Genomic DNA, 13168 nt, shown 5'->3' with positions numbered 1-13168 from the left:
CATTGAGTAATAATAAAATACGCCTTTTATGGCTACAACCCTTTATATATAAGCGCTCAGCCTATATCAGATTCCTTCTGTATAAAATGTAACAATATAGTCCCTGGCGGGTCTATTACTGTATCTAGACGGTTAATAGGCTGAAGTGCTACACTAGCTCTCGGTTTATACATGCTGTTCTACAGCGAACAAGTCGATATCTAAAACGATAATCATCAATTAGAATCATAAGCTACATAATCATTAATTAGGGAGTATTCAATGTCAATGAAACAGCCTTTACGTGTTGCCGTCACTGGTGCCGCTGGTAACATCAGCTACGCGATGCTATTTCGTATTGCATCTGGCGAGATGCTAGGTAAAGATCAGCCAGTTATTTTGCAATTACTTGAAATCACGCCAGCGCTAGACGCCCTAAAAGGTGTGGTTATGGAGCTAGAAGATTGCGCATTCCCACTATTGGCGGGTATTGTTCAGACTGATGATGCGAATGTTGCATTCAAAGATATCGATTATGCTTTGTTAGTTGGCGCACGTCCTCGTGGTCCAGGTATGGAGCGTAAAGATTTGCTAGAAGCCAACGCTGCGATCTTCTCAGCACAAGGTAAAGCATTGAACGAAGTTGCTAGCCGTGACGTAAAAGTATTGGTAGTAGGTAACCCTGCCAACACTAACGCACTTATCGCTCAGCGCAATGCACCAGATCTTGATCCACGTAACTTTACGGCAATGACTCGTCTAGATCACAACCGTGCTATGGCACAGTTGGCTGGTAAGACTGACAGCACGGTTAATGACGTGAAAAAAATGATCATCTGGGGTAACCACTCATCAACTCAGTATCCAGATCTAACGGCTTGTACTGTAAATGGTAAGCCTGCGCTAGATCTTGTTGATCGTGACTGGTACGAAGGTACTTATATCCCAGAAGTACAGCAGCGCGGTGCAGCAATCATTAAAGCTCGCGGTGCATCATCTGCGGCCTCTGCTGCCAATGCTGCTATCGCACACATGCGTACATGGGCACTAGGCACTGATGAGAACGATTGGGTATCTATGGGTGTTTACTCAAATGGCGAATATGGTATCGCTGAAGGCCTTATCTACTCATTCCCTTGTACTTGTACTAACGGCGATTGGTCTATCGTAGACGGTGTTGATGTATCATCAGATTTCTCTAAAGAGAAAATGGCTGCCACTGAGCAAGAGCTTAGCGAAGAGCGTGATGCAGTAGCACATCTACTACCATAAGATGTAGCCTTTATATTGCTAGCTCAAGCTAGGTGATAAGTAGAAAAAACATAAAAAAGCCCTCTTAGATATGAGGGCTTTTTTTGTGCTTGTAATATTAAGCCAAATGGCAATAGGATAAGTGTGGGCAACCTCGTCTACAATTTCAAATGGCCATGTGCTGATTACCGTTAATACAATTGATAACGTTAGATAAACGTGGATTAACAGCTATTAGAACAAAGCTTGCTACAATAAACGTGTTAATTTGAATAATAACTATGATTTTACACGTACCATTTAAGGAGAAAAGTATGTTAGGTGAACCAGAATATAATATGAATGAGCTATTTGCTCAGTTAGGTTTAGAGAGCTCTGATGAAGCAGTTGATAAGTTTATCGAAGATAATCAATTAGCAAAAGAAGAAAAATTAACAGAATCTGATATTTGGAATGACAACCAACGCATGTTTTTGCAAGAAGAATGGAGCAAAGATGCGGTATGGGTAGAGACAATTGATGAATTAAATGTTCGTCTGCACCCTGATGCTTAATAACGCATAGAACCAATATAAAGAACCCCACGATACGGATAGTATTGTGGGGTTTTTTCGTAGCTAAAGTATCATCAAATACTATGTTTGATGGTTACGCCATTCAAGTAGGTCAGCGACATCTTGGTTAATACCATTTTTCAATGCTTCCAAGCCATCGTAGCGACGCTCACCATGCAAAAAGTGCAAAAAGCGCACTTCTACACGCAGTCCGTATAGATCAGCCTGCAACTGTGGAAAATGTACTTCTAGTCGCCAGTCATCGCCTTTATCAACCGAAGGCCTTTTGCCTATATTGGCCGTGCCAAATAAGCTATGTGGACGTAACCCTGCAATACCCGTATTACCGTCAGTAGCAAGAGTAGTGAGACCATCAGGTATGACGCCACCATTGTCATCCAAGCTCACGACATCCACTGCAAAAATACCATGCAGCGCAGGTTTTAGTCGCTGCAAATCGATATTTGCTGTAGGGAAGTCTATCGTTCGACCGATTTGGTCACCACGAACAATCAACCCCGTGATAGCGTAATCACGCCCAAGCAGTCTGTTGGCAGTATGAATATCGCCTGCTAATAATAAATCACGAACACGCGTAGAGCTGATCCGTACATCATCGTTGCTCGTACTATCAATATCGTTGCTACTAGTGCTGCCATGGTCAGTACTGCTATCAGTGACAGTATGCAAGTTAGTCACATCCAAACCATAACCGCGCAGAAACTGACTATCACCAGTACGATCATGTCCAAAACGAAAGTCATCACCCAGCACCAATGCTTTGACGTTCAAACGCTTGGCCAGTATATCTGCAAATGCCTGCGCTGAGAGTGAGCGAAAATCGGTGTCAAACCCTGCCACAATTAAGGTCTCAACCCCATACTCTGCTAGTAGTGCCTGCTTCTCTGCTAGATTGGTCAGACGTGCAGGGGCTTTGGCCGGCGCAAAAAACTCACGCGGTTGCGGCTCAAATATCATGACTGCTGCGGTAAGATTTTTGGTGCTTGCGATATCACGCGTTTGTGCCAGCATCGCTTGATGACCAAGGTGGACGCCATCAAAATTACCGATACTGAGTACACAAGGCGGCAACTCTACTGAGCTATCGCCAGTAGATGCGGCGCTTGATGAGGCAATCAGTTGCTCAAGAAAATAGGTTTTCATAAGTTTTCAGCTATGATAAGGCCAGATAAAAAACGAAAAAACACATCTATACTCAAAATCGATGTGTCTAAAACTAGCCATTATAAAGTAAAATAGCCGCACTAACATCCTATAGTCTATGGATAATGCAAGTATGGCCTACCTAAAACGCCTGTTTTCTATGAGTCTAAAGGACTGCACCTTTTTGTGTTACCCGTGTGACTGTGATGAGTAATGCCAAAAAATATAAATAAATATGGAGATCTTATGTCTGATGTTGCCTTGAACGCTACCACAACTGATTTATCAATACATCAGCTAACCGATCAGTTTGTTGTGCAGCGTGCGAGTAGAGAAGATCTAGGAGAAGTCTTAGCAATCTATAATCAAAGTATCCCTGATAAACAGGCCACGGCAAACTTAGCATTAGTAACGGTCAATGAGCGTACAGCCTGGTTTGATGAGCATTTACAGAGTTGGACAAGACCGATTTATGTAGTAAGGGCATTGCCTGAACAAAATCATCAGGAAGAGAGTACAAAACCACTCATAGTTGCATGGGGTAGCTTTAGTGATTTGTATGCGCGTACTGCGTATCATATCAGCACTGAAATCAGTATTTATCTGAATAAAGACTACCAGGGCAAAGGGTTGGGTAGTCTATTGACGCACTGGATGTTGACGCAAGCGCCAAGTTTGGGGATTAGCAATATCGTTGCGCTTGTCTTCGCTCATAATAAGCCAAGTTTAGGACTGTTCCGTAAACTTGACTTTGAGCAATGGGGGTATATGCCAGAAGTGTGCGATATGGATGGGTTTATCGCTGATGTTGTGATGCTTGGCAAAAAAGTAACCTTAGATGACAATGCGTAAAAAGCCTGAATCACCTTAACCCAAAATTTTCCATTGGCCTTCTATCTTTTGTAGCTGGTAGGTCAATGGCGCAGGTTCGCTCTGTCCTTTTAGCATTAGCTCACCTGTGATAGTAGCACGAGTTTTGTCGTCACTATATTGAGTGTCCGTGATAGTAACGCCTTCAACAGTTTGTTGAAATGCTGATTGAGTATTGGCAAGCTCTTCTTCAAAATTTGCCATATCGACTTGGTAGTATGATACGGCGTCTTTTACCTCACCATAATACAAACTGTTCAATGCTTTTTTGACCGTGTCCTCTGGCGTGCCCGCTTGAGTCGGATTGGTTACTAGGCTTTTTTGTGTGGTTGAAGCAGTAACTGGATTGATATTGTCATTATCGATCGCTGTTTCGTTTTTAGCATCATCTGATACTACTGCCGTATCGCTAGCACTACCCACTGTATCTTCTTGTTCAGACATGGTCTCGTCTGAAGTAACTGAAGTATCTACGTCGGCAGAGTCATTATTACTACAACCGCTCAGCAGTAGTCCAGCGCTCAGCATGCCAGTGGCCAATAAAAGTGGTAAGCGCTGAATAGGCCGTTTTGTTGTCATATTAAACCTCAAGTTTCGTTTATTCATTCATAACCAATTATGACAACTAACCGTCGCACGCATTGTCATTTCTCATGAGAAGCTTGTTTTGGTTTGGTAAGCCAATTATCAACTTCTCTGGAGTTTGGTTTATATGCACGTTGACCTATCCATGTTTTAGCTGGCGAGGGCGGAAGCCTGTTGCCAACAATACCACGCCATAGACGAGCGCTCCCACGACACACATAATTATGAGGGCAATGATACGTTGCCACTGAGCATCATTGGTGGGGAAGTAGGGCAGCATGAGATAAAGGACGCCAATCATAGAGGCAGTCGCAATGGCAAACTGTGTAAACAGTTTTTTCCAATGAGGTCCAAAACGGAAAATATTGCGTTTGTGTAAGAAATAATACAACAAACCAGCGTTTACGAACGCAGCACCAGTCGTAGCTAGCGCTAAGCCACCATGTAATGGTATCTCTAAAAAGTAAAATATCCCGATAAATATTACACTAAAGACCATATTGGCAACGACAGAGATGATGCCGATTTTTACGGGGGTTTTGGTGTCTTGACGTGCAAAGAAAGCGGGCGCAAAGATTTTGATTAACATGAATCCTAAAATACCGCCTGCCATGCTACGTAGGGCGAGCGAGCTCATCTGCGCATCACGTAAGGTAAACTCACCGCGTAAGAATAACGCCTGCATCAATACGTCTGCGAGTACAAATAGTGCAGCCGAAGCTGGGATACCCACCAAGATGATTAGGCGAGCTGCCCAGTCGATGGTCTTTTTAAAATTGACATCGTCTTTTTGGGCTTCGCTTTTGGATAGACTCGGTAATATAACCGTACCAATTGCTACGCCAATCAATCCCAGTGGTAGCTCGCTCATACGCTCAGCGGCGTAAAGCCAAGAGACCGAACCTCCAATCATCAATGATGCAAAAACCGTATTTAACAATAAGTTAATTTGGGTGACCGACACACCAAAGATGGCAGGAAGCATCAATTTCAAAATACGGCGAACCCCTTCGTGCTGAAAGTCAATCTTGGGCGCGACCAGTAGTTTTTGTTGCCAGAGCTGCGGCAGTTGTATCAAGAATTGTAGTAAACCTGCGATTGCCACGGCATAACCAAGCGCCATAATGGGGGTATCAAACATGGGCGCAAAAATGAGCGCAGCACCGATCATACATAAGTTCAACAGCACAGGGGCAAAGGCAGGAGCCGCGAAACGGCCGTAGCTCTGCAAAATACCACTCGCAAAAGCCGTCATAGAGATGAATAGCAAATAGGGAAAGGTGAGGCGGAGTAATTCAGCGGTGATAGCAAACTTGTCAGGCTGATCCGCAAATCCAGGGGCAAACAATGTGACCACCCAAGGCGCGATCAAGATGACCACCACTGTCAGCATCGACAACACCATCAGTAGTGCGCCTGAAGTGCGACTGACTAAAATCTGTACCTGTTGTAAGCTGTATTTTTCTTTGTACTCAGACAGTACAGGGACAAACGCTTGGCTAAAAGCCCCCTCGGCAAACAGTCGTCGCAAAAAGTTTGGGATTTTGAAGGCGACCAAAAAGGCATCCATCAACCCACCAGCCCCAAAAACGCCTAACAATACAATATCGCGTACCAAACCCAAAATACGAGACAACATGGTCATGCTACTGACCACCATGGTTGAACGAAATAACCGACTTTTTGCCATGAGAACCTATCTTGCCAATGTGTTTATAGGGTTGTGTACGAGGTTGTATACTGATTTGCTACTGCAAAAACTGACGAATTATAGCACTTTCATCACTGAGATAAATGGATTGGGTATGGAAATCATTCTTATCACAGGGGGACACTGCTTTAAGGTGATTCGGCAACCAGCTGCCGCAACCTTACCCATTCAAAATAATCACCAGGATCCGTTTTGCGTCCCGGCGCAATATCACTATGACCTGTCAAATGTCGCTGTGTTTTGGGGTAGGCGTTATAGATAGCCGCGACTACCATTGCAAGCGTCTCATATTGAGTAGAAGTGAAGGGCACAAAATCTGACCCTTCAAGCTCGATGCCAATGCTATAATCATTACATTCAGGTCGACCCAAGTAACTCGACCGTCCAGCATGCCACGCACGTTCGTTAAAATTGACAAACTGGGTGATAGCGCCATCACGCTCGATAAACAGATGTGCTGATACTTCTGCTCCTTTAATCGTCTGAAAGTAAGGATGCGCATCCCAGTCTAGTTGATTGGTGAACAACGCTTTTACATAATGTAAGTCATTAGAGTCACAACCCCCAAATTCGTTCGGTGGTAAGCTGATGTTGTGAATGATAATCGCATCGACACTGACATCTTTTGGTCGATTATTGTAGTTCGGTGAAGTCAGCCACGTCGCTGCGGATAATAAACCGTCTGTAATGGTCATTGGCGGCGTAGACAATGTGGCGTTTGATACAGTGGGCATGACGCTCTCTTTTTGTAATAGTACTTATAGTAGTGTAATAGATAGTAGTGTGATAGATGACCTATCAAAGTAGCCGTTAGATATCTTTTTATTAACTTGGCTTCAATGATAGTCGGCTGTATATGTTATCGGCGTACCTGAGCCAGTAAATCTTAGGCACGCTAATAACGTGTGAGGGTTTACCTCATATCCATGAAACTAACGTTCGTGTTTGGAGATTGTAATCTGATGAGACTTAACTTGCGAGCACCATTATCCTTGGCAGTAGCAGCGTTACTACTCTCTGCACCCGCACAGGCATTTTTGCCAACGCCTTTATCTGTCATAGAGGAAGATCTACAGTCATCTGAATTACCCACTACTGACTCAAATGCTACTGTACCTATCCAGATGGCATATCCGGATGAGGCTGTGCAGGGTACGCAAAATGATATTGATTCTGGTTCCAGTATAACGACAGAGCAGCTACTTTCAACATGGCGTAAGCAGGTAAAAACTGACAATTTAGCACAGCATACAACATGGCGACGTATGTTGTACTTCTATGATGACCAAAACCGTATTTTTGCAAAAAAGCAAACGAAGAGTATGGTTGATGATCCAAGATTTTTTTTGAGCATGCGCGGTCAGCAAGATGCAGCGGCAGAGCTAGATGCTACGCTCGTAGCTCTTGCAAAAGAAACGACATCTTCCATCAATAGCAACCAAGCAGATACTGAAACTCCCAATCAAGCGAGTAACAATTCAGTCCTGTGCCGTTTTCCAGCGCGAGTGGCATGGCTAAAAGAAGCGTTAGCTATTGATGATGTGCGTCTATCGGCTGAGTGTCCAGAACTGGATGACTGGATGTCTACACTGGCACCTGAGCAGCTATCTATTGTATTTGCTGAAGAGTATTTGGACAACCCACTCTCTGCTTTTGGTCATACGCTACTGCGTATTGATTCAAAGTCGAGCGTAGCAGACCCCAATCAGATCAGTCAGGCGTATGCACTCAACTATACGGTTGATGGTGATCCAGATGATAGCTTTCCAGTTTATGCGACCAAGTCTATGATAGGTCGTTATGACAGTGTTATAGAGATTGATCCTTATCCAGAAAAGCTGGCAAAGTATCTACAAGACGATGAGCGTGATACGTGGACGTATCAATTGAATCTCACGCCTAGTGAAGTACAACAGATCATGCGCCATGTGTGGGAAACCAAAGAGCTAAAAATGCCGTATTACTTTACTACGGACAACTGTTCCTCTGAGATTTTACGACTTATCGACGTGGTTCGCCCGCAGCAGAGTCTGTTGAATGAAATGGCTTATGTTGTCGTTCCCTCCGATGTGGTTCAACTGTTAGGTAAACAGAACCTTTTGGCAAGTACCATGTACACACCTGCCGATAATACCTTGCGACAAGCGCAGATCAACGAGAAAAACTCAAGCCCTAGGCAATTAGGCTATCAAGATAGTACCAAGCAAACACTTGACCAAATAAAGTCTGCAGAGCTCAATGCTATATCGAGTATGTCAGACGACAATCAGGCATTACTCAAGCGTCAAATTGAGCCGTCAGATAACAATCCAGTAGACAGGCATCCACTACAGCTTGGCACTATCGGTATAGGGCAACGCGGTGATGACGACTATGTTGATATTGGGTTTAGGGCTGGGTTTCATGATACGCTTGATCATGCTTCAGGGTATCCGCAGTTTTTTAATTTAGAAGGTTTGGCGGCGACAGTGCGTCTATATGACACCGATGATAACAAGCCCAATCAACCAGAGCGTGTGGTTCTACAAAACGCCACTTTGATTCGAGGACGCTCTTTTAATCCTGTCAATTCTGCCAAAAAAGGCAAAACTTGGGGCGCAAGTATCGAGGCGACACGAGTGAATGATGGGTCGCAAGATGCGGGCACGGATCATTTGATTGGTAGCGTGGGTTATGAGACAGGTTGGTCTTGGGCGTTTGGCTCACCTAGCACAGGTACGGGTGAGATGCCGCCACAGCTATGCTATACGTTTTTGGCGGGTACCGCGCAAGCAGGGCGAGGTCTCAATAAAGGCTTTCGCGTAGGGGCTGGTGTCAATGCAGGCTGTCGTTATCAGATTAACAATCAGTTACGTGCACAAGCTGAATTACAATTACCATATTGGTATCATGGCAACAGCGCTGAGTCTGACGTTCGAGGTCATTACTGGCAGCCGATATCAAGCCTTGGGCTACAATACGATATCGATAAAAAACAAGCCTTACGTATCAATGCCAACTACGACTGGCAGGAGCGCGTCGATGCTAATGATGATATACAACTGTCGTACAGACGGTACTTTTAAACCTTGGGTTAGTTAAGTATTGATATAAAAAAAGTCGATGCTAAGCGCTGTAGTGGTTATATTGGTAAGGGTTACACTAAAAGGAAAACGCTGCATGAGCACGCACAATTTACTAATTATTGGACAGGGTGATATCGGCCTACCAGTCACTAATGCCCTTGCACGAGAAGGTTTGTCTGTGACGGGACTTGCGCGCAGTGAGCGTCAGCATTATGATTTGGTGGATAGCGCTAATTTTTTGCAAGCGGATGCATTGACTTTAACCGCGGAGCAGTTAGACCCATTTACCCACATTGCTATTATTGTCACCCCCGATGAGTACTCAGCTAGCGGCTATCACGATAGCTATTTGGCGATTAACCAGCATCTGGCAACCTTTGCCTCAAAACTAGTCAACCTTGAGCGTGTGGTATTTATTTCCTCTACTGGTGTCTATGGACAGGATGGTGGTGAGTGGATTGATGAGCATACTGTACCCATCACGCCTGCGCGCGATGCATCAAAGGTTATATTGCAAGCAGAGCAAGCACTGCAGCAGGGCTTTGATAATAAGGCGATTATTATCCGTCCAAGTGGTATCTATGGGCGCGCGCGACTTATGCGTCTACGCAAAGCTCGCGAACCACAAAAAGAGCCAGTAGCCGCCGCGCACTGGAGTAACCGTATTATGGACCGTGATTTGGTCACTATTATCTCCAATGTATTGAAGATAGACGCGCCAAAGCCGCTTTATATTGCGACAGACTATCGGCCTGTGACTACCTTTGAGCTTGGCGTTTGGCTGAGTGAGCAAATCGGCAAAACAGCACCTGCTATTGATGATAAAAAGTCATCAGTGACAGGAAAACGCTTGCACAGCAATATTCCGTTAGCTTGGCTTGAGTACGCTGACTGGCAGATAGGGTATCGTGATATTTTGGATCATCAACAGTAAGTTCTTAAGGACATTTGAATGCTTTCAAATGTAATATAGCCGTTTTGTTCACTCGCTCTTACTTGTTTTATATTTTATAGTCTATGGAGATTTCATGACCCAGCCTTCTACTTCTGATAACCGCTTATCTAATGCTAATAGTGCAGCAGAAGGCGGTAAGCTTGCAGAAGGTCACGTCCAAAAAAAGGCTGAGCAATCGTCTCTGCTAGCTGACTCGCAGCAGCCTGCGATTGTCCATCCTAACTTTGATCCCAAACGATCGCCCCTTGATCCTGCTCGCCCCCTAAGTGATATTCCCGAGCCTGCGCGCCGCCTAGATGGTCAGTTGCGTCGACTTTATGGCAACTCGACGCGTTTTTATCAGCCGACTGAGTCCAGCTTATCGAAGTGGACGCTGATAGCATCAGAAGCATTGGCCGAGCACTTGTCACTACTCAATGCAGCACAGCTCATCGAGCTACCTGATAGTTTTTATCAGAATCACAGTGAGCAGCCATTAGTATCACCCTTATCAGGCATGACATTATTAGATATGTCCGATATTCAGCAGGCCATTCGTGCCTATCCAAAACTGAACCGCTATGGGTTTGCATCTGCTGATAATGCCGCAACGACCGATCCAGATAATAGTAGCAACGCTAATGAGCCTTCAGCCTCTCTACGAGCACTAGTAAAGCGTTACAACCCTGATGAGCTGTTGAATAGTATGTATGCAGATGACTGGCAAGTGATTTTGCAGCCGCAGCAGTTTGAGACAGGTGAGGGCAGCTTGGTCACGGATATTATGGCATGTAGCGTCGCTGTCCATGTGCTCAAGCAATGTACTACTCGTAAAAGTATCAATCATAGTTATAGTGCCGCGCAAATCTGCCAATATGTGCGTAGTTATTTGCTCAGTCAAATCGTTTGTGAGCCTGCGCAGCAACATGCGTATCGCCAGATTCGTCTATTTGCAGGACACATCATTGCTGCTGCATATCACTTGGGTTGGGAGATACAAGTACGCGCAGACGGTCAGAGCTACTTTAACCTCTCGTCGCGTAGTGGTTTATTGACTCGCTATGCCAATATGCAAGACTATGAAATCAACGGTTGGTCAAGCTGACCAATAATGCGTACAATAATGCCAGTTTTTCGCCCCTCTTTTTACTGATAGGAATGTAATAATGCCTCACGCACCATACCAGCAAGATACTATGTTTTCATCTCATCAATTTATTCAGTTGGCTTTAGATAACCATGTGCTAAAGTTTGGTGAGTTTGTCCTCAAATCTGGTCGCATCAGCCCGTACTTTTTTAATGCAGGTCTGCTTGCGACTGGCGAGATGTTGTCGCTGCTAGCACGTGGTTACGCAGACGCGCTAGCAGAGCAAGTGCGTGCAGTAGATGACAAAAACGATGAGCAAGAGTTGGTCATCTTTGGTGCGGCTTATAAAGGTATTCCTTTTGTCGCGGCGACCGCGCAAGCGTTGTGGCTACACCATGGTATCAATGCCAAATGGGGTTACAACCGCAAAGAAGCCAAAACCCATGGTGAAGGTGGTAATTTAGTGGGTGCAGATGTGACTGGCAAAGCGGTATGGGTACTCGATGATGTCATTACAGCAGGCACAGCCATGCGTGAAGTGGTCGAGATCTTGGAGCAGGCAGGAGCGAGTGTTGCTGGTATTATTGTTGCGCTTGATCGCAAAGAAAAAGGTCAAGCTGAACACTCTGCTATCCAAGAGCTTGCGGCGACACTAGAAGTGCCTGTACGTGCATTGGTTGATATCGATGACTTGATCAGTTATTTGGCAAGTGATAAAAGCCAGCATAAAGACGCGACCCAATTAGCTAAAATGCAACATTATCGTGAGCAGTACGGCGTATAGTTGAGCACTGAGTTTATTTCATATCAACAATATAACGTAAGTGAGCCTTACTATGAGTCAAACAATGAGCCAACAAAACCAAAAGAAACCGCTAAAGATCCTCGTTATTATGGATCCTATCGAGCGGGTCAATTATAAAAAAGACACCAGTCTCGCTATGATGTGGGCAGCTCAGGACCGTGGACATCAACTTGGTTACTGTCAGATTCATGACTTGTGGTTGGACCGTGGGCAGTTGATGATCGACACGCAGCCGCTTACCGTGAAGCGCGATCCTACAGATTTTTATACATTGGACGATAAAGCAACAGGTCTGGTCAGTGATTACGATGTGATTTTGATGCGCAAAGATCCACCGTTTGACATGCGCTTTATCTACGCCACTTATATGCTTGATCATGCAAAAGCGGCAGGCGTGCTCGTGGTCAATGATCCGCAAGCCATCCGTGATTGTAATGAGAAGTTATTTGCGACATGGTTTAGTGAATATATGAGCCCAACGATTGTGACCAGCAAGCAGGCGCATATTCGTCAGTTTATCGCTGAACAGCAGGATGTCATCGTCAAGCCATTAGACGGTATGGGCGGTACCGGTATCTTTCGTCTAACTGCCGATAGTCCTAATATTGGCGTAACGATTGAGGTGCTAACGGAGCTTGAGACGTTGCCAATTATGGCGCAGCGTTATCTACCTGAGATCAAAGACGGTGACAAGCGTGTGCTAATCGTTGATGGGGTCGTGGTCGATTATAGCTTGGCACGTATTCCAAGCAAAGGCGAGACGCGAGGCAACCTAGCAGCGGGTGGTAGCGGTGTGGCCATGCCATTGACTGATATCGAGCGCCAAGTGGCAGAAGTTGTGGCACCGATTGTCAAAGAAAAAGGTCTGATGTTTGTTGGTTTAGACTTAATTGGTGGGCGCATCACTGAGATTAACGTCACTAGTCCAACATGTGTACGTGAGATCGACGACCAATGCGGTACAGATATCGCAACCGACTTTATCATGGCGATTGAGAATAAATTTACGGTATAGTTGCCCCCAGTTCAAGACGTATTCTGACGATACAACATCTATGTTTTGGCGTGAAATCAGTCATTGCTTCTTGATGGTTCATCAGTAATATATAGTACTCAGTCGTGCAAGCTCACGACTGAGGTTTTTGTTGTTTTTGCTGCACAAA

12 protein-coding genes are annotated in these 13168 nt (G+C 44.9%); 8 read left to right on the top strand and 4 right to left on the bottom strand.

Annotation, left to right across the window (positions count from 1 at the left end; translation table 11 throughout):
• Positions 1-261: 261 nt before the first annotated feature.
• Together AC5JPY_RS05465 and AC5JPY_RS05460 are read left to right on the top strand one after the other, a co-directional pair.
• Positions 262-1251 (top strand): malate dehydrogenase, encoded by a 990-nt coding sequence (locus tag AC5JPY_RS05465; RefSeq protein WP_443525722.1) that lies wholly within the window; start codon positions 262-264, stop codon positions 1249-1251.
• A gap of 293 nt (positions 1252-1544) precedes the next feature.
• Positions 1545-1784, top strand: coding sequence for a DUF2789 family protein (locus AC5JPY_RS05460; protein WP_443525723.1), 240 nt, complete (start codon positions 1545-1547; stop codon positions 1782-1784).
• A gap of 81 nt (positions 1785-1865) precedes the next feature.
• Here AC5JPY_RS05460 and ribF read toward each other — a convergent pair whose 3' ends face one another.
• Positions 1866-2948 (bottom strand): riboflavin biosynthesis protein RibF, encoded by a 1083-nt coding sequence (ribF, locus tag AC5JPY_RS05455; RefSeq protein WP_443525724.1) that lies wholly within the window; start codon positions 2946-2948, stop codon positions 1866-1868.
• A 246-nt stretch (positions 2949-3194) separates the two neighbouring features.
• Here ribF and AC5JPY_RS05450 point away from each other — a divergent pair, with 246 nt between their 5' ends.
• Positions 3195-3800 carry a GNAT family N-acetyltransferase gene (locus tag AC5JPY_RS05450; RefSeq protein WP_443525726.1) on the top strand — a complete coding sequence of 202 codons (606 nt, stop codon included), beginning with the start codon at positions 3195-3197 and terminating at the stop codon, positions 3798-3800.
• Positions 3801-3815: 15 nt separating this feature from the next.
• Here the strand turns inward: AC5JPY_RS05450 and AC5JPY_RS05445 are convergent, their stop codons facing one another.
• From AC5JPY_RS05445 to ampD, 3 genes are all read right to left on the bottom strand, one after another.
• Positions 3816-4397: a hypothetical protein gene (locus AC5JPY_RS05445; protein WP_443525728.1), complete on the bottom strand. Its 582-nt coding sequence runs from the start codon at positions 4395-4397 to the stop codon at positions 3816-3818.
• 145 nt (positions 4398-4542) lie between these two features.
• Positions 4543-6093, bottom strand: a complete 1551-nt coding sequence (gene murJ, locus AC5JPY_RS05440; RefSeq protein ID WP_443525730.1) for a murein biosynthesis integral membrane protein MurJ — start codon at positions 6091-6093, stop codon at positions 4543-4545.
• Between the two features lie 149 nt (positions 6094-6242).
• The gene (gene ampD / locus AC5JPY_RS05435; RefSeq protein WP_443525732.1) at positions 6243-6848 is read right to left on the bottom strand and encodes a 1,6-anhydro-N-acetylmuramyl-L-alanine amidase AmpD; all 606 of its coding nucleotides are present in this window, start codon (positions 6846-6848) and stop codon (positions 6243-6245) included.
• 228 nt (positions 6849-7076) lie between these two features.
• Here ampD and AC5JPY_RS05430 point away from each other — a divergent pair, with 228 nt between their 5' ends.
• From AC5JPY_RS05430 to gshB, 5 genes are all read left to right on the top strand, one after another.
• The gene (locus AC5JPY_RS05430; protein ID WP_443525733.1) at positions 7077-9179 is read left to right on the top strand and encodes an Lnb N-terminal periplasmic domain-containing protein; all 2103 of its coding nucleotides are present in this window, start codon (positions 7077-7079) and stop codon (positions 9177-9179) included.
• A 94-nt stretch (positions 9180-9273) separates the two neighbouring features.
• Entirely contained in the window at positions 9274-10113 is an 840-nt protein-coding gene (locus AC5JPY_RS05425; protein WP_443525735.1) for an SDR family oxidoreductase, read from the top strand.
• Between the two features lie 94 nt (positions 10114-10207).
• Positions 10208-11218 carry a hypothetical protein gene (locus AC5JPY_RS05420; protein ID WP_443525736.1) on the top strand — a complete coding sequence of 337 codons (1011 nt, stop codon included), beginning with the start codon at positions 10208-10210 and terminating at the stop codon, positions 11216-11218.
• A gap of 61 nt (positions 11219-11279) precedes the next feature.
• Entirely contained in the window at positions 11280-11984 is a 705-nt protein-coding gene (gene pyrE / locus AC5JPY_RS05415) for an orotate phosphoribosyltransferase (RefSeq protein WP_443525737.1), read from the top strand.
• 64 nt (positions 11985-12048) lie between these two features.
• The gene (gene gshB / locus AC5JPY_RS05410) at positions 12049-13020 is read left to right on the top strand and encodes a glutathione synthase (protein WP_443525738.1); all 972 of its coding nucleotides are present in this window, start codon (positions 12049-12051) and stop codon (positions 13018-13020) included.
• Positions 13021-13168 lie beyond the last annotated feature (148 nt).

The sequence above is a fragment of the Psychrobacter sp. H27 genome (genome assembly GCF_059072655.1).
Note: the sequence above shows the minus strand (reverse complement) of the source record. Positions and strands in the feature narration are given on the sequence as shown.